This window comes from Nostoc cf. commune SO-36, assembly GCF_023734775.1.
GTDB classification, from domain to species: domain Bacteria; phylum Cyanobacteriota; class Cyanobacteriia; order Cyanobacteriales; family Nostocaceae; genus Nostoc; species Nostoc commune_A.
Genome location: NZ_AP025732.1, coordinates 5,376,347 through 5,397,378, shown reverse-complemented (window position 1 = coordinate 5,397,378; position 21,032 = coordinate 5,376,347). Strand labels below are relative to the sequence as shown.

Annotated in this window: 22 protein-coding genes and 1 pseudogene; 11 read left to right on the top strand and 12 right to left on the bottom strand. The window is 41.7% G+C overall.

Annotation, left to right across the window (positions count from 1 at the left end; translation table 11 throughout):
- Window positions 1–8: 8 nt before the first annotated feature.
- Window positions 9–1,222: pseudogene (locus ANSO36C_RS35040) on the top strand (ISAzo13 family transposase).
- A 96-nt stretch (window positions 1,223–1,318) separates the two neighbouring features.
- Window positions 1,319–1,921 (top strand): Uma2 family endonuclease, encoded by a 603-nt coding sequence (locus ANSO36C_RS24425; RefSeq protein ID WP_251956622.1) that lies wholly within the window; start codon window positions 1,319–1,321, stop codon window positions 1,919–1,921.
- Between the two features lie 11 nt (window positions 1,922–1,932).
- Here the strand turns inward: ANSO36C_RS24425 and ANSO36C_RS24420 are convergent, their stop codons facing one another.
- Window positions 1,933–2,478, bottom strand: a complete 546-nt coding sequence (locus ANSO36C_RS24420) for a shikimate kinase (protein WP_251956621.1) — start codon at window positions 2,476–2,478, stop codon at window positions 1,933–1,935.
- A gap of 66 nt (window positions 2,479–2,544) precedes the next feature.
- Here ANSO36C_RS24420 and ANSO36C_RS24415 point away from each other — a divergent pair, with 66 nt between their 5' ends.
- On the top strand, window positions 2,545–2,694 hold the full coding sequence (locus tag ANSO36C_RS24415) for a hypothetical protein (protein WP_251956620.1): 150 nt from the start codon (window positions 2,545–2,547) through the stop codon (window positions 2,692–2,694).
- 382 nt (window positions 2,695–3,076) lie between these two features.
- Here ANSO36C_RS24415 and ANSO36C_RS24410 read toward each other — a convergent pair whose 3' ends face one another.
- Window positions 3,077–3,229, bottom strand: a complete 153-nt coding sequence (locus ANSO36C_RS24410; RefSeq protein ID WP_251956619.1) for a hypothetical protein — start codon at window positions 3,227–3,229, stop codon at window positions 3,077–3,079.
- On the opposite strand from ANSO36C_RS24410, the gene ANSO36C_RS24405 reads away from it, so the two are divergent.
- A complete protein-coding gene (locus ANSO36C_RS24405; RefSeq protein WP_190939620.1) occupies window positions 3,228–3,422 on the top strand; it encodes a hypothetical protein in 195 nt (64 codons plus the stop codon). The two genes, ANSO36C_RS24410 and ANSO36C_RS24405, sit on opposite strands and share 2 nt — an antisense overlap.
- 19 nt (window positions 3,423–3,441) lie before the next feature.
- Here ANSO36C_RS24405 and ANSO36C_RS24400 read toward each other — a convergent pair whose 3' ends face one another.
- From ANSO36C_RS24400 to ANSO36C_RS24390, 3 genes are all read right to left on the bottom strand, one after another.
- Window positions 3,442–4,146 (bottom strand): LapA family protein, encoded by a 705-nt coding sequence (locus ANSO36C_RS24400; RefSeq protein WP_251956618.1) that lies wholly within the window; start codon window positions 4,144–4,146, stop codon window positions 3,442–3,444.
- Between the two features lie 268 nt (window positions 4,147–4,414).
- Window positions 4,415–5,035, bottom strand: coding sequence for a flavin prenyltransferase UbiX (locus tag ANSO36C_RS24395; protein WP_251956617.1), 621 nt, complete (start codon window positions 5,033–5,035; stop codon window positions 4,415–4,417).
- 17 nt (window positions 5,036–5,052) lie between these two features.
- Window positions 5,053–7,407, bottom strand: a complete 2,355-nt coding sequence (locus tag ANSO36C_RS24390; protein WP_251956616.1) for a ribonuclease R family protein — start codon at window positions 7,405–7,407, stop codon at window positions 5,053–5,055.
- 1,075 nt (window positions 7,408–8,482) lie between these two features.
- Between ANSO36C_RS24390 and ANSO36C_RS24385 the strand changes: the two genes are divergently transcribed.
- Entirely contained in the window at window positions 8,483–9,370 is an 888-nt protein-coding gene (locus ANSO36C_RS24385) for a hypothetical protein (RefSeq protein WP_251956615.1), read from the top strand.
- A 60-nt stretch (window positions 9,371–9,430) separates the two neighbouring features.
- On the opposite strand, the gene ANSO36C_RS24380 is transcribed toward ANSO36C_RS24385, so the two are convergent.
- The gene (locus ANSO36C_RS24380) at window positions 9,431–9,928 is read right to left on the bottom strand and encodes a hypothetical protein (RefSeq protein WP_251956614.1); all 498 of its coding nucleotides are present in this window, start codon (window positions 9,926–9,928) and stop codon (window positions 9,431–9,433) included.
- An 87-nt stretch (window positions 9,929–10,015) separates the two neighbouring features.
- The gene (clpP, locus tag ANSO36C_RS24375; RefSeq protein ID WP_104908489.1) at window positions 10,016–10,627 is read right to left on the bottom strand and encodes an ATP-dependent Clp endopeptidase proteolytic subunit ClpP; all 612 of its coding nucleotides are present in this window, start codon (window positions 10,625–10,627) and stop codon (window positions 10,016–10,018) included.
- Window positions 10,628–11,369: 742 nt separating this feature from the next.
- Here clpP and ANSO36C_RS24370 point away from each other — a divergent pair.
- Together ANSO36C_RS24370 and ANSO36C_RS24365 are read left to right on the top strand one after the other, a co-directional pair.
- Entirely contained in the window at window positions 11,370–11,525 is a 156-nt protein-coding gene (locus ANSO36C_RS24370) for a hypothetical protein (RefSeq protein ID WP_251956613.1), read from the top strand.
- A 294-nt stretch (window positions 11,526–11,819) separates the two neighbouring features.
- Window positions 11,820–13,877 (top strand): thioredoxin domain-containing protein, encoded by a 2,058-nt coding sequence (locus ANSO36C_RS24365; RefSeq protein WP_251956612.1) that lies wholly within the window; start codon window positions 11,820–11,822, stop codon window positions 13,875–13,877.
- Window positions 13,878–13,930: 53 nt separating this feature from the next.
- Here ANSO36C_RS24365 and ANSO36C_RS24360 read toward each other — a convergent pair whose 3' ends face one another.
- Both ANSO36C_RS24360 and ANSO36C_RS24355 read right to left on the bottom strand, forming a co-directional pair.
- Window positions 13,931–14,353 (bottom strand): type II toxin-antitoxin system VapC family toxin, encoded by a 423-nt coding sequence (locus ANSO36C_RS24360; RefSeq protein ID WP_251956611.1) that lies wholly within the window; start codon window positions 14,351–14,353, stop codon window positions 13,931–13,933.
- The gene (locus ANSO36C_RS24355) at window positions 14,350–14,571 is read right to left on the bottom strand and encodes a hypothetical protein (protein ID WP_251956610.1); all 222 of its coding nucleotides are present in this window, start codon (window positions 14,569–14,571) and stop codon (window positions 14,350–14,352) included. The genes ANSO36C_RS24360 and ANSO36C_RS24355 overlap by 4 nt, the downstream gene beginning before the upstream one ends.
- A gap of 93 nt (window positions 14,572–14,664) precedes the next feature.
- Here ANSO36C_RS24355 and ANSO36C_RS24350 point away from each other — a divergent pair, with 93 nt between their 5' ends.
- The 3 genes from ANSO36C_RS24350 to ANSO36C_RS24340 all read left to right on the top strand — a co-directional run bounded on the left by ANSO36C_RS24350 (window position 14,665) and on the right by ANSO36C_RS24340 (window position 16,360).
- Window positions 14,665–15,267, top strand: a complete 603-nt coding sequence (locus ANSO36C_RS24350; protein WP_251956609.1) for a molybdenum cofactor guanylyltransferase — start codon at window positions 14,665–14,667, stop codon at window positions 15,265–15,267.
- Between the two features lie 136 nt (window positions 15,268–15,403).
- Window positions 15,404–15,703, top strand: a complete 300-nt coding sequence (locus ANSO36C_RS24345) for an HNH endonuclease (protein ID WP_251956608.1) — start codon at window positions 15,404–15,406, stop codon at window positions 15,701–15,703.
- 156 nt (window positions 15,704–15,859) lie between these two features.
- A complete protein-coding gene (locus tag ANSO36C_RS24340; protein WP_251956607.1) occupies window positions 15,860–16,360 on the top strand; it encodes a hypothetical protein in 501 nt (166 codons plus the stop codon).
- 238 nt (window positions 16,361–16,598) lie between these two features.
- On the opposite strand, the gene ANSO36C_RS24335 is transcribed toward ANSO36C_RS24340, so the two are convergent.
- The 3 genes from ANSO36C_RS24335 to ANSO36C_RS24325 all read right to left on the bottom strand — a co-directional run bounded on the left by ANSO36C_RS24335 (window position 16,599) and on the right by ANSO36C_RS24325 (window position 19,849).
- On the bottom strand, window positions 16,599–18,098 hold the full coding sequence (locus ANSO36C_RS24335) for a family 10 glycosylhydrolase (RefSeq protein WP_251956606.1): 1,500 nt from the start codon (window positions 18,096–18,098) through the stop codon (window positions 16,599–16,601).
- Window positions 18,099–18,274: 176 nt separating this feature from the next.
- Window positions 18,275–18,976, bottom strand: coding sequence for a hypothetical protein (locus ANSO36C_RS24330; protein ID WP_251956605.1), 702 nt, complete (start codon window positions 18,974–18,976; stop codon window positions 18,275–18,277).
- A 153-nt stretch (window positions 18,977–19,129) separates the two neighbouring features.
- Window positions 19,130–19,849, bottom strand: a complete 720-nt coding sequence (locus ANSO36C_RS24325) for a Uma2 family endonuclease (protein WP_251956604.1) — start codon at window positions 19,847–19,849, stop codon at window positions 19,130–19,132.
- A gap of 135 nt (window positions 19,850–19,984) precedes the next feature.
- On the opposite strand from ANSO36C_RS24325, the gene ANSO36C_RS24320 reads away from it, so the two are divergent.
- The gene (locus ANSO36C_RS24320; protein WP_251956603.1) at window positions 19,985–20,983 is read left to right on the top strand and encodes a DUF4351 domain-containing protein; all 999 of its coding nucleotides are present in this window, start codon (window positions 19,985–19,987) and stop codon (window positions 20,981–20,983) included.
- Window positions 20,984–21,032 lie beyond the last annotated feature (49 nt).

The following is a 21,032-nucleotide window of genomic DNA, read 5'->3' as shown; positions in this document are numbered from 1 at the left end:
TATCTAGAATGGGAATCCCTCAATTCATGCTCACCGACACCATCAAATCGACCTTTAAAGATGCAGCACAGAAACTGACTAGCAATCGCAAACGAGATTTCATGGCAAAAGTTACCGAAGATTACTTCGATAGTTCAGCACGCATTGCAGAAACCGTTATGGGATGGAATCGCCAGAGTGTGCAACTCGGCTTGCATGAAAGGCGGACGGGGATAGTCTGTGTAGAGAATTATCAGGCAAGGGGACGACACAATAGTATTGAGGTATTGCCCAACTTAGAAGCAGATATTCGTTCATTGGTGGATGCTCAAGCTCAAGCCGACCCTAAATTTCAATCGACCTTTCTGTATGCCCGCATTAGTGCCAGAGCAGTAAGAGAAGCATTAGTAAGTGTTCATGGCTATAACGAGAGCGAATTGCCATCTCGTCAAACTTGTGGAGAAATTCTCAATCGCTTAGGGTATCGCCTAAAAAAACACAAAAAACGAAACCCTTGAAAAAGATTCCGCAAACTGATGCCATTTTCGAGAATGTGTTCCGGGAGAATCAGGCATCAGATGAAAACCCCAAATCGTTGCGAGTGTCTATAGATACTAAAGCTAAGGTGAAGATTGGCAACCTTTCTAGAGGCGGTAAAGCTCGGACAATGGAGGCGAAAGCTGCTGATGACCACGATACACAGTGGTCATCAGTCTTAGTTCCCTTTGGCATTCTCAATACACATAATGACCAGCTATCGATTTACTTGGGTCAGTCGGCGGAAACCAGTGATTTTATCGTCGATTGTTTAACCGCTTGGTGGCATGAGAATCAACACAATTACCTGGAACTTGATGAGTGGGTGATTGATCTTGATGGCGGTGCCGCTACTCGCAGTAACCGCACACAATTTATCAAACGCATGGTTGAGTTGTCTTGTGCAATTAATTTAAAAATTCGACTGATTTATTATCCCCCTTACCATAGCAAGTACAATCCAATAGAGCGGTGTTGGGCTGCCTTGGAGAACTATTGGAATGGTGCGATTTTAGATTCTGTTGCCGCCGCAGCACAATGGGCCGCCAATATGACTTGGAAAGGAATTGCTCCCATTGTACATCTGGTTCAAACCACATATCACAAAGGAATCAAGGTTCTCTCGCAAGAGTTAGAACAATACCAACCCCAATGGCAGCGTTCTGAAACATTACCCAAATGGGATATTACTATTGTCCCTGTTTAGCTGGTACTTTATTTTCTTGCAAGTCCCTAACAAGCAAGCGATCGCTCCTTCAAACCTCTAAAATTGAAATCATTCGGCTGAAGCTAGGGAATGAAAATGACCACGCTGCTAATTCAAACTGAAAGCACACCCCTAACGGTAAATTTCCCTTCGCTGGTTCAGATGACAAATGAGCAGTTCTACGAATTTTGTCAAGCCAATGGAGATTTACGAATCGAGCGCACTGCTAATGGCGAAGTTATCATTATGCCACCAGCTTTTTCAGATACGGGCAACCGTAACTTTAACATTGCTGCACAGCTTGGGTATTGGACTGAACAAGATGGCACTGGCATAGGCTTTGACTCCAGTACAGGTTTTACGCTACCTAATGGAGCGATGCGTTCCCCTGATGCTTCTTGGATTGAACTGGAGCGCTGGAACGCCTTAACAGATGTACAAAAAGCCTCATTTGCACCAATTTGTCCTAGCTTTGTCATTGAGTTACGCTCATCCAGTGATCGCCTGATCAAATTACAAGACAAAATGCAGGAGTACATCAATAACGGTACATCACTAGGCTGGTTAATTGATCGGCAGAATCGAAAAGTCTACATTTACCGTCCTAATCGAGAAGTTGAGATTTTGGAAAATCCCGAAGCCGTTAGTGGTAATCCAGAATTATCAGGATTTATCCTACGGATGACCAAAATTTGGTAATTTGAGTCTTGTTAACGAGAAGCTTGGGGTTTGAGAACGCCAGGAATTGCCTCAAGTATTCGTTTGGCGATGTCTTCAGGTGTATCTCCCTCTCGCTCGGTGATGTGCAAATCGGCTTGAGAGTAAAGTGGTGTTCGTTGTTCGAGGAGCGATCGCAGCTTACCTTTAGGATCAGCATCTTGTAGCAGTGGTCTTGTGGTATCCTCAGCTAAACGGCTGTAAATTATCTCCACTGGCACATCTAGCCAGACTATCAAACCGTGGTGCAAGTAACCCCAATTTTCTCGCCGGAGTACAATGCCCCCACCAGTTGCGATAGTCAACTTTGTAAAAGCACAAACTTGTGAAAGTACGTCGCTTTCTAACTGGCGAAACCCTGCTTCACCTTCTTCTGCAAATATCTGATTGATAGATTTACCTGTTGCTTGAGCAATAACATCATCGGTATCCACAAACCTATAACCCAATTCTTTTGTCAGTAAGCGCCCTATTGTCGTCTTACCAACGCCCATCATCCCAATTAAGTAAAGGTTGACTCCTTGTAATAAGTTGCTCACCAGTTGCTTCGCTCCAATTCTGAGTGCTGAGTCACAATTTCCAATTATAAACTTAACGACTCATACGTGCGTATTCAAGAAATGCCAGAGTTAGACTGCGCCGATGCACTTTATCACCCACAGCACTGGAAAAGCGATCGCAAAGTAAACATCTTAGGAATTGATTTTAAACGAGCATCAAGGCTTTTTTCTTTGCAAGCCCAAATTTTTCTATAAATATTGTATTGTTTTTAATTTCTACAAATTTATCTTTTATTTGAGCTTAATTAACTGCTGTTATTACCGTTATTAATGTATTGAAAGTAACTTCTGCAATAGATTAAAGCTTTTTATGTAAAATTACTATGAGTAATAAATGAAGAATTTGTAAGGAATATAGTAATTGCCTTGAAGTAACTTTTTAATTGCTGCATGGCGATCGCTATGCTTAACAAAAAAATTAATATAGCTTGTTTGAAACTTTATCCAAACAATATCTGTCTATTTAAATAATCCGAATTTTCACTTTGGTGGATAATTTTAAGTATACTAAAATACTGTGTTTCTACTATTACAAGGTCATTCTTCTAAAAGTTCAGTTATAACAAGCTCCAATCAATTAAATGTTTCCTCTAAAGGTGTAAATAATGACTTCTTTCCTGCGATCGCTCAAAAAAAACTTACCAACTTGAAGTTTCGGCACAAAAACTACTGCATATTTCACCCCAATAAGTCTGATGAATAAATATAAGATGGATGAGGTGTCAACCATGACTCGAATTCGTGACGTTGTACAAAAAGCTTTAGCAACTGGCTATTTGACAGTGGAAGCTGAAAATCAACTACGACAATTGTTGACTACCCGATACGACTTGGAAGATTTTAATGCTTTCATGACTTTGCAAGAAGCTGCCATGACTGGTAAGGTCAAGCAGGAGTCTAGAGAGCGGTGTGGCATCAAGTAGAGACGTAGCCTGCTACATCTCACCGACGGGGGCGTTTACCATCATCTTCCAGATCATCATCATCATCAAAAAACTCCCAATCATCATCATCATTGGCTTGATTGGTAGTCGGCTGCTGATAAGGGGGGATGATCACCCGGTAATCAGCATCATAAACAGATTCACTTTTTCCCGCAGCCGTATTTTTTGGCTCGCGGTAGCTGTAAGAGTAAACTGAACCAGACCGAGAACTGCTTTTGGCTTCTGATTGACGTTCGTAATTTGTTGAATCTTTAGGCTGTTGAGCTTGAGGATTAGGAGTAGCTGCTGACTCTGACTTTTCATCAAAGTTCCAATCATCATCTCTAATACCATTTGTTTCCCAATCATCAACTACATCACTGCTAGACTCTTCATTTTTACTAGCTGCTGGTGGAGGATTGGCAGGACGAGATGTCGGTTCTTCTCTCCGAGTTGCTTTTGCACGAGTTGAAGCGGCGGTTGTTCTGTTGGAAGTTTGGCGTTGTCCTCCCCCAAAATAATTGGATAAGTTAAACAAGGTAGCAATCAATATAGATGTGAAAGCACCAGTGGCAGTACTGAACAAAATCCATATCGCTAGTGGTAATGGTTGAGTTTGCACGCCCAAAAATACTAACGATAGGGCAGGTGAGAAATTTTGGACTAACAACAGCGTTAGTCCTCCCAGTACTGCCACCAATAGAATTAAGCGAATTACAGCCATAGCAATTTTGTCAGGTGTCAATTATTAGTGGTGGGTAGTCAGTAGTCAGTTATCAGTCTCATTAGGGACTTCCAGTTAAAAAACATCCCATTGTAGAGGCACAAGGTCTTGCGCTCATACAAATCTACAAATAATTTAGGATAATTTATTTTTTGCAAGTTCCTTATTCTTCACTAATTACTGTTCACTGACTACTGACACTATCAGCCATCTCTATCATTACCTTTTTAGGACTATTGTGAAATTTCCAATAAATCCACAGAGGGCGTTAGTGACGACCTTGCCACCTCTGAATAGGGATGCAGTCAATATCTAGTTGATCTAAAGCACGAGCAACTACAAAATCAACTAAATCCTCAATAGTTTGGGGATTATGATACCAAGCGGGAATCGCGGGGACAATTCTCACTCCAACTTCTGCTAAAGAGGTTAAATTACGGAGGTGGATGAGGCTAAAAGGGGTTTCACGCGGGACGATGACCAGCTTTCGCCCTTCTTTGAGTTGGACATCTGCTGCCCGTTCTAATAAATCGGAACTCAAGCCAACTGCTAGCTTTGCCACTGTACTCATGCTGCATGGAATAATTATCATCCCCAGAGTGGCAAAAGAACCACTGGCAATTCCGGCTCCAACATCACCCCAAGGATGGCAGCGTAGTTTACCGGAAAGTGCAACTCCAGCTTGCTCTCGCCAAAATTGTTCTTGCCCGGTTGGTTCTGGTGGCATCCGAATTTCCTGTTCTGACTGCCAAACCATGTAAGTAGATTTAGAGGCAACCAATTCAATGCTATAGTCTGCTTCTAGCAAAAATTTGATCGCGCGAACAGCGTAAATCAGACCAGATGCGCCCGATACGCCTAAAATTAAAGGTTTAGTGTTATTTGACACGTAAGGTTTAGTTTATTTTACTCATCCTCAGAGTAAGGATCTAGGTCATCAGGCTCAATGTCATTTGGTAAGTAGAGGTCTGAAAGCTCCTCATTGGAATCATTGCCAGTTAAACCTTTAGCTACACCATCGCTGCCGACTGTTACCAAATCAATTTGCTGACGGTAGTAATCGACACTCTTAACTTGGACGGCGACGCGATCGCCTAATCGATAAGAAGCGCGATTTTTGCGACCAAACAGTGCTTGTTGTCTGGCGCGATATTCATACCAATCATCTTTGAGAGAACTGACGTGTACCAATCCTTCTACCCGCAGAGGCACACCAGGATTACTGCTGGACTCCACCTCGGCTGCTGGCACTTCAATTTCCACAAAGAAACCGTAGGATTGAACGCCGGTAATCACACCTTGAAACACCTGGCCGATGCGTTGCTTCATCAGTTGGGCTTTTTGCAGTCCGGCTAAATCGGCTTCGGCTTCTTGGACTTCTTTTTCTCGGTCGTTGATTTGGACAATTACCCTAGTTAAATCGCTTTGCAGTTCTTGCTGCAATTCTGGGGGTAAAACGTTCCAGTTGATTTCCTCGTGGCTGGAGGAGTGGCGCAGGTTAACGCGCTCTCTCACACGGGTATTGCGGCGATCGCGTCCGTTTTCGAGTAGCGCGTAATACACTCTCTGCATGAGCAAATCTGGGTAACGCCGCAAGGGAGCGCTAAAGTGGACATATTGCGCTAGTGCCAGACCAAAGTGAGATCCTTTGGTGGTGCTGTAGGCAGACGGCTTAAGCGTATCTTGTAATAAGTAAGTAAGAACTTGCTCAGAGGGAGATTCGCCAAAAGCTGTAGTCAAATGTTGATAATCTAAGGGTTGAATATCGACTTCTGGATCTAGTGTGAGGTCAACGCCTAAATTGACTGCTAATTTCAGCATTTCCTGGACATCTTCAACATCGGGAGTACCTTGGACTCGCCAGATAGCGGGAACACCAAGGGCATTTAAGTGAGTTGCCATTAGTTGATTAACTAGCAACACCAACTCCGTCAGTAGCGATCGCACTGGTAAATCATTCACCACCACAGCGCCGAGAATCCCCTCATCATAGTAGGCGTTTTGGCTAGGCGGCAGATTCAACTGGAGGCTACCACGATTCAACCGTACCTGTTTGACGGCTATTTGCAAGGCTTGGAGGTTTTGCAGGATTTGGGAAACCTGTGATGATTGATCTTGAGCTTCACCTGTGAGGATTGCTTGAGCTTGTTCTGTACTCAATGCAGTCTCTACGTTAATTACACTGGGTTGAATTTCCCACTCCAGCACTTCTCCCGATTGGGGATCAATAGTAATTAAAAAAGAGATGGTTAAGCGATCGCTCCCAGGTACTAAAGAACAGCGTTCTACCACCGTTGGCGGCAAGATTGGCAACACCAATTCTCCCAGATACACTGATTTTCCCCGTTTGAGTGCTTCTCTATCGAGTGCTTCGTCAGGTTGGACATAGTGAGAAACATCAGTGATATGAACGCCCAAAAGCCAATTTCCGGCTAAGTTTTTTTCTAAACTAAAAGCGTTTTCTATAACTTTGGTATCACCATTTACCCCTTCAATGGTAAGAGTAAACAAATTACGTAAATCCAGCCGATTTTTCAGGTCTGCTTTGAGGAGCTTTTTGGGCAACTTGGCGGCTGCTTCTAAGACATTATCTGGAAAAGTCCGGGAAAGGTCGTGTTTGCACGTAACTAAATCTATATCAGCAGCAGCTTCGGCATCACTGCCGAGGATTTGCACCACTCGACCAAGGGGAGGATATTGTGCTAATGGGTAACGCAAGACTTCAACGTGAACCAGGTGATCGATCGCTTCTTCTAACTTTGCCCCATTGGGTTGAATCTTGAGTTCAAACAGCAATCGATCATCTAAAGGCACAGCTCGGAAACCCGTTTCTACCTGCTTAATTCGTGCCAGTAAAGTGTGGTTAGAACGTTCGAGAATCAGCTTCACCTCCCCTTCGGGAGAGCGACGGCGACTGCCTTCTTTGAGAACTCTCACCAAAACGCGATCGCCATTCCAAGCATTGCTCAGATGACTTTCGCGGATGTAAATATCCTCAGCGCCTTCCACATCTTGAATAGCGAAGCAAAACCCTTTACTAGAACAACGGAGTTTTGCCTCGATTATTCCCTCTTCTGAGACACGACGGTACTTGCCCCGTTCTTTGACTAAAATACCGATTTTTTCCAGAACATCTAAAGCAATGTGAAGTTTTTGTAAGCTTTTTTCATCTTCACAGCCAAGTTTCTTTTCTAAAACTTTCCGAGCTACCAATTTATCATCGGTGAAATTGGCAAGGAGTGTAGCGATTGAAAATTCCATGCAGTGAACCGACCTTTGGTCAAAACATCATTTGTTGTTTAACAAAACAGAATTCAGGAGTCAGAAGCCAGAATACCCTTTTAGGGAAGCAAGCTACAGAATTTAATTCTGTCTGACTGGCGGATAGCGCAGCCGTAGCGAGTCCGCAAGCGTCTGAATCAAGGTGTTTAAGTCCCCCACAAAAATTTTCTTGTTTTGTGGTCAACTTTCGTAATAGCAGGGAATTCAGACCCGCTATCTTGATTCTGAATTCTTCTTTAATCTGGTTCTTTTCTGTATATCCTCACGGCTTACAGAAACAAGCTGGAAACTAATTGTCCTGAAGCAAGGCATCCTAAGTTCTAAGGAAAGGAAGCCCGACCCAGCAAAAGCGGGAAACTACTCCCGCAGTTCCTTTGCAAGGAAGCCGACCCACAGACAATGGGCGTTTACGAACTTCTCACTGCACGATGCTCTCAGAATTCGCCTGCGTTCAATTCTCTTCACCTAATCAAACTTAAGATTGCACGCCTGATTACCATTTAGCCCCGCTAGGTAGTTACGCGACGGGTTTTTGAGAAGCTGGGTTTAGAGAATCCATACTGCTCAAAAGCGCTATGCAGGGGAGCAAGTGGCGTGGAAACTACAGGTGTTTGATTGTCTAGAGTGAAGGTAATTTTACGCCATTAGACTCTGATTTTTAACTAGGAGGAACTGCCGGTGAACCCAATTTTCCCACACGTAGAATCGGTAACAATTAGGTAAGCAGTTTAATAAGCAGTGACAGCGAACCTTATCTTTATTATTGTAGATTTAGAGCGCACTTCTAGAAAATAGTTCTAGATATTGGTTGGGTAATTAGTATAGCATTGCAGGCAATACTACCCAGACAAGCTAGCACTCGCTAAAAATTTCGTCAAAAAAGAGCTACTGCTACAATTGGGACACAAGGCAAAGCAAAAATATTACTTTAAAAGGGACTGGGGACTAGGGATTAGGATTAAAATAATTCTTTCCCAGTATCCAGTCCCCAGTGTTCACTGAGCTTTGTCGAAGTGTCCCCAGTCCTCAACAGATTTAGATTGGTAGCAGTATTATGTTGGCTCAATTCCAGAGCTTGTATCCCAAGGGCAGTTTGATTTCTGAATTAGTGCAAATTTTTCAAGGAAAATATATAGTCCGGGCAAGCGTGCAAATTGAAGGCGTAACCCGTGCTACGGGTATGGCAGCAGCAGAAACAGTAGAAGCAGCAGAAGACCAAGCCAGAACTAGAGCGCTAATAGTTTTGGGTATTACAAATGCGCCACCAGAATCAGTGGCATTTACCTCAAATCCAATTTCCCCAGCGCAGCTAAATCCTTCTTTAAATACCAAAGGTGGATTAAGTGAGCCTGCTGCCTATTCCTCTGGAAAAAATGAGGAGTTTGTGGATAATCAGTGGTCAGGGGTCAGCGATAAAGAAATATCTATACCGCCTTCTAAAGGACGGAACATCAAACCAGAGGTAGTAACAAGCACTAACGAACAGTATGGCTACAGCAATGCTGCACCCGTAGTAAGCGATACCTATAGCCCGGATTTAGGTCAAAACTTTCCTGTTCCCGTCAATCGGGAGCTAGAATTTGATCCCCCGGTTGAGAACTTGGAAATAACCTTTGATAACCAAGTGGAAAATCAAAGCTTTCCAGGGATCTCTGCTAATAATGTCACACCATTTACACCTCGGAATTACAGCCCGCAAGAGAATGTCACCACGCCGTCGGGGACAGGAAAGAGAAAGAAGAAAGCTGAACCCGTGGATTTATCGGATGTAATTGCGAAAACAGATGTTGAACTTCAGCGTTTAGGGTGGACACCAGAACAGGGACGGGAGCATCTGATTGAAACCTACGGTAAGCGTGGGCGTACTTTGCTGACTGAAGAAGAATTACACGGATTCCTCAAATACCTGCAATCTCAGCCAGACCCAATAGCGGGATTTTGATTCGTCATTAGTCATTGGTCATTAGTCATTTGTAAGGACTAATAGACCTCTTGCAAAAGTCTATCCCCTTTCCACATCCCGTGAAAAGTCAGGTTGAGTGACAGCATTTACTTGTTTAGCGACAACATTTGCTTGTTGAGCGATCGCATTTACTTGTTGAGCGATCGCATTTACTTGTTGAGCGATCGCATTTGCTTGTTGAGCGATCGCATTTACTTGTTGAGCGATCGCATTTGCTTGTTGAGTGATCGCATTTACTTGTTGAGCGACAGCATTTACTTGTTGAGCGATCGCATTTGCTTGTTTAGAGATCGCATTTACTTGTTGAGCGACAGCATTTACTTGTTGAGCGACAGCATTTGCTTGTTGAGCGACAGCATTTACTCGTTGAGCGACAGCATTTGCTTGTTGAGCGATCGCATTTGCTTGTTGAGCGACAGCATTTGCTTGTTGAGCGATCGCATTTGCTTGTTTAGCGATCGCATTTGCTTGTTGAGTGACAGCATTTGCTTGTTGAGCGATCGCGATTTCCACTTCTAAATCGACTTTTAAAATCAAATAACCCCTCTTCAGTTATGAAAAGGGGTTATTTTTAGGGTTTAAAGAAATTAAAAGCGGTAAATCACCATTTACCAATCGCGATTATTAATTAAGAACAGCAACTGCTGGACGGCTACCGGCGGCGTGACGGTCAATCACTTGGTCAATCAAACCGTATTCCCTGGCTTCCTCTGGTGACATGAAGAAGTCACGTTCAGTATCTTCAGCAATGCGCTCAATTGGTTGACCTGTATGTTCAGCTAAATAATCGTTTAGCCGCCGCTTGTGGTAAAGAATTTCCCGCGCCTGAATTTCAATATCAGTCGCCTGTCCTTGAGCGCCACCTAGAGGTTGATGAATCATAATCCGAGAATGGGGTAGACTCATCCGCTTACCCTTAGCACCAGCGCTGAGGAGAAAAGCGCCCATACTCGCCGCCAATCCGGTACATATTGTACAGACATCAGGGCGAATATGTTTCATAGTGTCAAAAATGCCCATCCCAGCCGTCACCGAACCACCGGGAGAATTGATGTACATATAAATGTCTTTCTCCGGGTCTTCAGCATCCAAATACAGCAGTTGGGCAACAATCAAGTTAGCAATGTTGTTATCAACTTGTTGTCCCAAAAAGATGATGCGCTCACGTAACAGCCGTGAGTAGATGTCAAAGGCGCGTTCACCTCGACCCGATTGTTCAATAACGATAGGAATCATGGAAGCGTGTTTGTGGCTACTTTAAATACATTTTATCGGTGACAGCACGAAACTGGGGTTTATCTCTACTATTTCCAGCGAAATAGAAATGAGAAGCAGTCAAAAGACGGAATTCAGAATACCCTAGCAGTCAAGTTACGGCAAAGAGCCACGGAGGAAAGATTTTTTTTCTTCTCTCAAGGGGAGACGCTAAGAGCGAACACGCGCGTTTAAAATCGTTTGCTCTAAACCTCTATTCTCCATCCAGTCGCACAAAATCTATTCTGGCTCCTGAATTCTTCTTCGGAGTATAGGTCTGAGTCTCCTACACCATTTCCGTGATTCTCGTACCCTACGTGAAGCTAACGCAATCGGCGGGATCAATCTATATTCCTGTTCTATCCCCCTTGCTGCCTGCTCTCTTGCCTTTTTTCCAACCTCTAAGGGCACTTTTTAGCAACAAAAGCTGTCTAAGAGAATATCCCGATTTAGGGAAGAACAAATCAAAAAACTCTAACTATCGCCAATCTTATGTTTCGGCTTTTGCTGCACAAGCTTGGCAATGTAGTGATTAGACCGATAACCGAAATCCGACTTGCTTAGGGAGTAATGTTAATTTTAAGTAACATTTTAAACATTTTTTTAGGATTTCCCTCAGCAATTATCAAGTCATTTTTGTTAGATTCGGTAAGTCTATAGTACGAAGTGTATTTACAATAACTAGTCCTAATTGAAATGCTATCCACCTCGAGAGAGACGTGCCATGCTGGAAAAACTTATACAAGCCGCCATCATCACCTTCTTGCTCCATTTGATAGTAGGACTTAGCCCAAATACTTTAATTAAGACAAAGACAGCATCACCTGTGCGAGAAACACCACCAAATATTGTGAGCTTGCTATTGCGATCTTTTCAGTAAAATGTTTTCTTAAGTTGCACTAGTGTAAGTAAGTCCGCGCAAATAAAACCAATTATATCAAATGATTAAAGATGATTGCCTTGTAGTCAGCGCTAAAGCGTTTTAACGCTGACTACAAATATGCAATTTTTTACACTAACTTACTTAGGCGATCGCCAAAACATCCAGTAGTATCTCTTGCTCAAGGAGTAATTAACTCGTAGGGTTTCTTGGTTAATCTCCATATTTGGTCTAGGATAACATTCCTGGGAACACGATAGACTGAGCAAAGAAGGCAACTACTAGCGTTTAATCATGACTAATCGCCTTGCTGAAGCTAAGAGCCTGTATCTCCGCAAACACGCCGAAAACCCAATTGATTGGTGGCCTTGGTGTGACGAAGCGCTTGCAACTGCAAAGGCGCAAAATAAACCAATTTTCCTTTCCATTGGCTACTCTAGTTGCCATTGGTGTACTGTCATGGAAGGCGAAGCTTTTTCTGATATTGCGATCGCTGACTACATGAATACTAATTATCTTCCCATCAAAGTAGATAGGGAAGAAAGACCTGACCTCGATAGCATCTATATGCAAGCTTTGCAGATGATGAGCGGTCAAGGCGGTTGGCCTTTAAATATTTTTCTTTCTCCAGAAGATTTAGTGCCGTTTTACGCTGGTACTTATTTTCCTGTAGACCCGCGCTATGGTCGTCCAGGATTTTTGCAGGTGTTGCAAGCGCTTCGCCGTTATTACGATACAGAAAAAGCAGAATTACAACAACGCAAAGCCTTAATTATTGAGTCTCTGCTGACATCTGCGGTATTACAAGACGGTACAACATCCGAGCTTGAAGACCATGAATTACTCCAGCAAGGTTGGGAAACCAGTACAGGTATAATTACCCCTAATCAATCTGGCAATAGCTTTCCGATGATTCCCTACACAGAATTGGCATTGCGGGGAACTCGATTTAATTTTGAATCTCGCTATGATGGCAAGCAAGTTTGTACCCAGCGAGGACTAGACTTAGCGCTAGGAGGGATTTATGACCATGTAGCTGGTGGCTTTCATCGCTATACTGTTGACCCAACTTGGACAGTACCGCACTTTGAAAAGATGCTCTATGACAATGGACAAATTGTGGAGTATCTAGCAAATTTATGGAGTACAGGAGTCCAAGAACCAGCTTTTGAAAGGGCAGTTGCTGGTACTGTACAATGGCTAAAGCGGGAAATGACCGCACCGGAAGGTTACTTTTATGCTTCTCAAGATGCCGATAGCTTCACTGAATCCACGGCTGTAGAACCAGAAGAAGGAGCTTTTTATGTTTGGAGTTACAGCGAAGTCCAACAACTGTTAACGCCTGAAGAATTAACGGAATTACAAGAAGAATTTACTGTTACCCCTAACGGCAACTTTGAAGGACATAATGTTTTACAAAGAAGGAATTCAGGCAAACTGAGTGCTACGCTAGAAACCGCACTGAGTAAGCTGTTTATTGTTCGCTATGGCGTTAGTTCTGAGTCATTAGAAACTTTTCCCCCGGCTCGTAACAACCAGGAAGCAAAAACCACTAATTGGCCGGGTCGCATTCCTTCGGTGACAGATACAAAGATGATTGTCGCCTGGAATAGCTTGATGATTTCCGGGCTGGCTAGGGCTGCTGGGGTTTTCCAAGAACCTTTATATCTGGAATTAGCAACACGAGCGGCGAATTTTATCTGGGAAAATCAGTTTGTTGATGGGCGTTTCCATCGGCTCAACTATCAAGGAGAACCAAGCGTTTTAGCTCAATCGGAAGATTACGCTTTGTTTGTTAAAGCTCTGCTAAATTTACAAGCTTCCAACCCTGAAGATAAGCGATGGTTAGAAAAAGCGATCGCTATTCAAGATGAATTCAACGAGTTTCTCTGGAACGTCGAGTTAGGCGGTTACTACAACACATCAAGCGATTCTAGTCAAGATTTAATTGTCAGGGAACGCAGTTATGTGGATAATGCTACACCATCAGCCAATGGAATTGCGATCGCTAATCTTGTTCGTCTTGCTTTACTCACCGATAATCTAGATTATTTGGATTTAGCTGAACTTGGGTTAAAAACTTTTAGAAGTGTAATGCATCGCGCTCCTCAAGCTTGCCCCAGTTTATTTACAGCGTTGGATTGGTATCGTAATTCTACCTTGATTCGTAGCACCACTGAGCAAATAAACTCTCTGATCCCCAAGTTTCTACCAACGGCTGTGTTTAACGTGACATCTGATTTGCCAGAAGGAAGCGTTGGGTTAGTTTGCCAAGGTTTGAAGTGTCTTGCACCAGCAGCAAATGTAGAGCATTTATTGCAGCAAGTCCAGAAAAGTCAGGTGAGGGCGTGAAATAGTTTTATTTTTCCTAACTAGGATGTTACTGACCCATTATAGTGATGAGCCTAAACAGACCAAGGATTAACCATCACAACCCCTGTCCCAGCAAAATCTTTTTCGTTACGGGTGACAAGTGATAAAGAGTTATGAATTGCGATCGCTGCAATAAGAGAATCCATGAGAGGTAGAGGTCGCCCATTCTGTTCTAGTTGCCCGACTAAATTTCCCCACAACAACATTGTTGAGACATCTATATTTAAGATTCTTTGTTGAAAGCGATTGGGCAGGGTTTCATTCAGCCAAGTTGTTAGAGATTCTTTCCGCTTAGATGCAGTAATTTTGCTGATGCCTTTAGCGATTTCGCCAATTGTAATGACGCTGAGGTAAAGTGTTTCTGGTACTTGAGAATCTAGCCAAGCTAAAACTTGTTGATGTGGTTGTTTGGCAACAAGTTCGGAAATCACGCAGGTATCAAGGAGGTAGGTCATGGGGTGAAGGCATCGCGGGGAAGGGTGCGATCTCGACTCAGGTCAAGTTCTTCGGTGAGTTCAGCTAGGGGAGATTGACGGAAAAACTCTGAGAGTTTGCTTGGTTGATCTGGGTGGGTGTTGTGTGTGGTCAGGCTTTGGGCAAGGAGTTGAATGATGTACAGTTTATCGTTGGGGGAAAGCTGAAGGAGTTGTTGTTCGAGTTCTTGGATAGCCATGATGGGATTTAAGTAGAAGATAAATTTATTCTACTTTCAGCGTCAGGGGTTAATTTAATTTGACTCGTTTTTTACCCTCTATTTTTTTGACGAATGACTATTAACTCATGTAGCAAATTAACCGCCATTGTATTAGCGGGCGGTAAAAGTTCTCGGATGGGTCAAGATAAAGCCTTGATTCCCATTGAAGGGATGCCGTTGTTACAGAGAGTTTGTAGCATTGCTCAAAGCTGTGCTGATACTGTCTATATAATCACTCCCTGGCCAGAACGCTATCAAGATTTGCTTTTGCCTGGTTGCCAGTTTATTCGGGAAGTGCCTTTATCTGGAGAATCAATACCTCACGGGCCTTTAGTTGGTTTTGCTCAAGGACTAGCCGAAGTAGAGACAGAATGGGTGCTTTTGCTAGCTTGCGATTTACCGAGATTGCGGGTTGAGGTGTTGCAAGATTGGGTAACTCGACTTGATAGGGTGGGAGATGATAAGGTCGCAGCTTTAGCTCATCATCCCAAAGGTTGGGAACCTCTGTGTGGTTTCTATCGCCGCCGTTGTTTGCCACAACTTTTAGAGTTTATCAACCAAGGGGGGCGATCGTTTCAGCAGTGGCTTCAGCAATATCCTGTAGAAGTTTTGCCTTTACCAGAACCAGAAATGCTGTTTAACTGTAATACACCAGAGGACTTGGCTTTAAGTTAATCTTTACATCTGATGGTATTAGGGAATAACTATACACTAGGTTATGCTTTGTAAAGTTTGGGTAGTTTTATAGTCTTGTCACAAAGTGCAAAGTTCATAGAAATTTATATTCAGTTTTATTAGTAAAAATTAAATTATGAAATGTATTATTTGTAAAGAAAATAAGTCTTATACTAATTTTAGTAAAGAACATATATTTCCTGATAGTATAGGAGGAAATATTACTTTAGATTGTGTTTGTAAAATATGTAATGATCTCCTTGGATCTTCAGTAGATTCAAAGCTTACTAACCACGAGTTTGTACAATTAATTCGTCTGGCTTTAAAAATTCCTGGAAAATCAGGAAAAATTCCTAATCCGCTTGGGGAAGCTTATATTGCTGGTACTCAAGAAAAAATTAGATATGTATTTGATAATTTTGGTAATCCTAAATAACTACAACAGGTTTCTTCAAAAGTTGATATTGAACTTGAAGATGATGGGGCATTAAATATTCATATAGAAGCTTCTACAAAACCAGGTGATGAAGCAGACAGAAGGAAACTAATACATATTACTAACACAAAATTAAAAAGAAAGGGTTTAGGTTTATTGTCTGAAGAAGAAGAAAAACAAATTTTAAATGCTCAACCTGTTAGTAGTGAACGACCTCTTCTACATAAACAATTGAAAATAGATACAATTTTTTATAAACGTGCAATTATAAAAATTGCATATGAACTAGCTTATTATTGGCTTGGTTCAGATTATCTTAATGATAATATTGGAGAATTATTGCGATTAATCATTTATCAAGATTTTCAAAAAGAGCGTTGGCAGAATAGATCAATTGATTTTAATATTGATTTTTATAGAGAAAAATCTTGGTTTCCCTATTTATATTTTGATAATTATAAAAACAATATTCATGTTGGTAGTTTATTAAAAATTAATAATTATTTGAGATGTTATATAAAAATTTTCGATATATTTCAGGGTGTAATTACAATTAGTAATGATGCCTCTTTATATCCTAACTTCGTGAATAAATTGATAGCTATTAATTCACAAAATAGAACATCAGAACAATTTGATCTGAAATATAAGTTTTGAGTTTGGATTTATATATATTGGGACTTTACTTATTTACGTTATTCTAAAGTATTTTATCCCTCTTCCAAGAAACCATATTTACTGCGGGTTGAGAAATAAGCTCAAAACCAAAAGCCTGAGCTTTTTCGTGGGCGCTAGCAATCGCATTGTGAGCATTAAAGATGCTCGTGCTTGCGCTAGACGCTTTCCTGATGCTGACGACACAATTGGGTGATTGGCGAAATTGAACCTCTCCTGTTTACCGAGTGCGACAGAATTTGCGATCGTTATCACTCTCAGGATATTGCCAAGAATAGGCAAAATGGCTAACTCCCTTTAGCTGGGGGGCAAATTGGCGGAGTGCTTGCATTTGCACTTCTAGAGATGGACGATTACTAACGGATTCTCCCCATTTACCAGCTAAGGCGGGAATCACTTGCGTACCCGGTTTTGCCATACTCAAAACCCGCTGCACTTGCGACACAATACAACTGGCATTACCGCAAGTTCCATAAGCCATAGGATGCCATTCTAACGTAGCGGGGAACCGATCCCAAGGTTGCAAACGAGAATCATACCCTTGTCCGACAGTTTGGTTGCCATCAGAGAAAAAGACCACTCCTGTAGGAATACCTTGCTGCTTTGCTGGGTAAGTAGCGATGTTAACAAAATCTAGAATTCCTTGCATGGCGTGGGCAACCGCAAGCTGCCACAACTCCCATTGCAAAAGCGGCTGTCTATCGGTTGCAGACAGGATTGATTTTTGCCCTGGTGGGAGAATGCGTCCTTGCCAAAGAGGTTCTCCTTCTTGAGGATAAAGTTTATCGACTTCGGCGACATCTCCGGCGCCGACGAATCCCTTACTCAAAAAGCGGCGAATCAAGTCTAGCCCTTTGTAATTTTGTGCCCGTTTAAATAAAGCTTCTTGGGTTGCAGGGCTAAATAGCCATAAATCTGAAACTTTGGTGGCAATAGAATCACTTCCAGCTTGCCGGGGATAACGCACGTAGTCTAATAGCAGTCCATCTGGACGACGGCGCAAAATTTCTTGTACCAATCGGTAGTAGTCGCGTTTTGCTTGCAAGTTGTAGGGGTCGATAAATACTTGAGAGCCATTATCTACCACATATAAACTGGTTTGACCTTTGCCATTACGAGCGATCGCATCTTCTCTATCTGGGCGCTGGGCGTAAGTATAGCCGAAATTGTTAGTAAACATCCAGGCGTAGACTTTCAAACCACGTTGCCGACCTTTTTGTAGTGCTGTGGCGAGTATATCAACGTTTTCTGACCCTGGAGTGCGAATCACAGCAGGCCAAACCGTCGGGTTAGCTTTTGCTGGCAATAATACCTGCCCGTCGGAAAATACTTCTAAATAAACTTGGTTATAGCCACGGTTAACAATCCGATCCATAATTTGATCAATTGTTCCTGGCTGAACGTCACAAGGATACAAGCGCAACCAAATAGCTTGGGTTTTTGGCCAAGTGCGAGTGCGGCACTCCTGTAATTCCTGTGCCTGTTTTTGCACTAAATTTTGGTAACGCGTTTGAGCATCTTGTTGGCCTTTGAGGGCTGACAAACGTAAATTTTCTTTTTCTTGCACCGCCGCTGATGGTAACTGACAATATTCAGTTACTTGCGCCATTGCTGGTTGGCTACCAAAGTTGGGGAGTAAGGAACTACTAGTGAAAACAACAGTAAATAAGCGCTGCCAAAATAATTTTGATTTTGCAACGTTCAAGGAACGGTTAAACATACCTATCAGTAGATGGACACTATAACAATTCAAAATTAAAAATTTGTACCCTATAAGTTTTTGCCGACCAATCATAGTAATGAATGATTGAGAGGTGTTGACATATATTTACCCTACCGTCAAAAGTTTTCCCCTGTCAATTCGCTACGAACTTATGCAAAGCTGTATTAAGTTAGCTAGCTTTGGGTTAGTTGTAGCTTTAGGTAATCGATGAAGTCCAGAATTTCTGGATCAGTGAGATGTAGACGCGATCGCTTGCCATATCTCTGCTGCAAATACTCCCTTCCCTGCTCTGGAGTCCAATTTAATTGGGCTAAATATGTGTCACTTTGAGCTATCAAAACTGCATGAATTTCTGATGCCGTTGTATTAGCAGATATTTGGATTTCATCTTGATGTAAATTTTGAATACAATTAATTTTTAAACTTACTTTTTGTCCTAAAGCTTGCCAGTCAATTTCTCTGTGTCCATTCCAACTAACACCTATAGAACGATAAGTGACTGGATTATAAATTGCACAAAATACAATTGTTCTTTCTCCAGGACTGACTGCGATCGTCAATGGATGATGCAATTGTTCAGAAGTCAAGGCATCAAGTGAAAGCAACAAACTTTTAGAAAAATAAGATTCACTTCCTGAGCGGATAACATAAGGTTTCTCTGCCAAAATATGCAAATCCGTTTTTTCTGATTCTCCATGTGAAGTTTCCACTTTTTTATTAACTTCTATCCCAGTTATCACCCCAGTCAAAGCTCTCTCATAAATTGGGATTTGTCTTGTATCGTCGGATAGCATATACCAGCAGTGATCCGATTCTTTGCTGACAAAAACATATTGAGGTTTTGGTACTGCTCCAAATCCTAATTTAACTTCCATATTTTTGATGCAGGTTTTGGTAAATATATTTATTGAGCAACAAGTCATGACGATTTGCACCATCAAGCTATGAGTTGCTTTATAAATATAATTCCCTAACCAGGAAGCTAATTAACATTAAGGCAGCGAAAATTACAAAATCTGCTGAATCTATTACAAGTTTTCTGGCTCAACACCAAGCATTTTTAACCTTTCTGTTAACATTTTCACTTGTTGCTCTGTTTCCACACGTCGCTGCTCTTCAAAAGCTGTGCGTTCTTCCGCTTCCCTGATGCGTTCTTCTGGTGTTAGCAATCTTTGCCCTTCTTCGTCATACCAGTACAGCCATTCCCGAACTATACCTTGGTAAATTCCCCGTTCTCTACCAATCCCTAAACCAATTTCTGGTATCCAAACGGGATTTCCTGACATTAAAATATATTCTCCATCAACTAGACGATACACTTCCAAAGGTGTCTTTTTACGCCGAAGAGGACTATATACAATGTAGTATAAAATTCCTAATTCTTTGGCATAAAATTCTTTCTTGGTGCTATATTCTTCCCGATATATTTGAGAAACAACTTCTAATGCTAAAATTGGCGGTTTCTTTTCTTCCCACAGCACATAACTTAGGCGTAAGTCCTCATCAATAAAGCGTTTAACTCCTAAACTGAGAAACCCATTAGGGACAATGGCTGGTTTATCTGGGTCATAATAAATACCCATGTCAACACCAAAAAACCAATCCCAGCGATCGCACCAAACCAAAGCCAGTATCGTTTTCAGTAAGCCGGGAATTAAATTTTGTAGTTCATTATCCACAGAGGTATCATCTGAGTCGGGTAATTCTTCGGAAGATGGCAAACAATGTAACGGATTGTAGTTTAACATAAGCAGTTTTACTAAATCTGATTGTACCTTGATTGTAAGAAATGTATCGATAATTAAGGAAGTATATAAAGACAAACTTATTGTGGATTACTGGATGCACATAAATGTGATGAAAATAAACCTATTGGATAAATTATGACTAATATTAGCGATGTCTACGACGGGCTACGCCTACGCGCTGATTTTGATAGCCCTTGGAAAGAAATTATAGAAGCTTATTTTCCCCAAGCAATGCATTTCTTTTTTCCAGAAACCTCTGCATTAATTGATTGGGAACGTCCCTACGAATTTCTAGATAAAGAATTTCAACAGATAGCTCGTGAAGCTGAACAGGGAAAAAGATATGCCGATCAATTAATCAAAGTCTGGCAAACCCAAGGGGAAGAACTGTGGTTATTAATCCATGTTGAAATTCAGGGACAAAAAGAAGATAATTTTCCTAAGCGGATGTTTACCTACAACTTTCGCATATTTGACCGCTTCGATCGACCAGCAATAAGCCTTGCAATTCTCTGCGATCCCAACCGCGAATGGCGACCAAGTAATTACAGTTACAATTATCCCAATACTCGCTTAACTTTTGAATTTGGCAGTATTAAACTTTTGGATTACGAAAATCGCTTTCAAGAGTTAGAAAATAGCGATAATCCATTTGCAACTGTCGTCATGGCGCATTTGAAAACGCAGCAGACACGCTCATTACCTGAACAACGCAAAATATGGAAATTTAGTCTAATTCGCAGACTATATGATTTGGGTTTAGGAGAGCAGGATATTCGCAATCTATATCGATTTATCGATTGGGTTATGATATTACCAAAGACATTAGAAAATCAGTTTTGGGAAGAGTTTAAACAATTTGAGCAGGAGCGAACTATGAGATATGTAACTACGGGTGAGCGCATCGGCTACGAGCGCGGAAAACAAGAAGGTAAACAAGAAGGTAAACAAGAAGGTGAACAACAGCTTATTTTAAGGTTACTACAAAGACGAGTGGGAGAATTATCATCAGAATTGCAAGAGCGCATCAAATCTCTTTCTTTAAATCAATTAGAAAACCTTGGCGAAGCTTTGTTAGATTTTACTACTATGGAAGATTTGCTTAACTGGTTGCAAACAAATCAATCAGCTTAAAATCTATTATAAAAAGTTACGAGTGAGTAACAAAAAGGGCAGGTATAAA

Bases quoted from the DNA above. Each gene is read 5' to 3' on its own strand.
- ANSO36C_RS24425 (WP_251956622.1), top strand. From the start codon at position 1,319: ATGACCACGCTGCTAATTCAAACTGAAAGCACACCCCTAACGGTAAAT.
- ANSO36C_RS24350 (WP_251956609.1), top strand. From the start codon at position 14,665: ATGACTATTAACTCATGTAGCAAATTAACCGCCATTGTATTAGCGGGC.
- ANSO36C_RS24330 (WP_251956605.1), bottom strand. From the start codon at position 18,976: ATGGAAGTTAAATTAGGATTTGGAGCAGTACCAAAACCTCAATATGTT.
- ANSO36C_RS24405 (WP_190939620.1), top strand. From the start codon at position 3,228: ATGACTCGAATTCGTGACGTTGTACAAAAAGCTTTAGCAACTGGCTAT.
- ANSO36C_RS24345 (WP_251956608.1), top strand. From the start codon at position 15,404: ATGAAATGTATTATTTGTAAAGAAAATAAGTCTTATACTAATTTTAGT.
- ANSO36C_RS24355 (WP_251956610.1), bottom strand. From the start codon at position 14,571: ATGGCTATCCAAGAACTCGAACAACAACTCCTTCAGCTTTCCCCCAAC.
- ANSO36C_RS24325 (WP_251956604.1), bottom strand. From the start codon at position 19,849: ATGTTAAACTACAATCCGTTACATTGTTTGCCATCTTCCGAAGAATTA.
- ANSO36C_RS24400 (WP_251956618.1), bottom strand. From the start codon at position 4,146: ATGGCTGTAATTCGCTTAATTCTATTGGTGGCAGTACTGGGAGGACTA.
- ANSO36C_RS24365 (WP_251956612.1), top strand. From the start codon at position 11,820: ATGACTAATCGCCTTGCTGAAGCTAAGAGCCTGTATCTCCGCAAACAC.
- ANSO36C_RS24410 (WP_251956619.1), bottom strand. From the start codon at position 3,229: ATGGTTGACACCTCATCCATCTTATATTTATTCATCAGACTTATTGGG.
- ANSO36C_RS24335 (WP_251956606.1), bottom strand. From the start codon at position 18,098: ATGTTTAACCGTTCCTTGAACGTTGCAAAATCAAAATTATTTTGGCAG.
- ANSO36C_RS24370 (WP_251956613.1), top strand. From the start codon at position 11,370: ATGCTGGAAAAACTTATACAAGCCGCCATCATCACCTTCTTGCTCCAT.
- ANSO36C_RS24360 (WP_251956611.1), bottom strand. From the start codon at position 14,353: ATGACCTACCTCCTTGATACCTGCGTGATTTCCGAACTTGTTGCCAAA.
- ANSO36C_RS24320 (WP_251956603.1), top strand. From the start codon at position 19,985: ATGACTAATATTAGCGATGTCTACGACGGGCTACGCCTACGCGCTGAT.
- ANSO36C_RS24385 (WP_251956615.1), top strand. From the start codon at position 8,483: ATGTTGGCTCAATTCCAGAGCTTGTATCCCAAGGGCAGTTTGATTTCT.
- ANSO36C_RS24390 (WP_251956616.1), bottom strand. From the start codon at position 7,407: ATGGAATTTTCAATCGCTACACTCCTTGCCAATTTCACCGATGATAAA.
- clpP (WP_104908489.1), bottom strand. From the start codon at position 10,627: ATGATTCCTATCGTTATTGAACAATCGGGTCGAGGTGAACGCGCCTTT.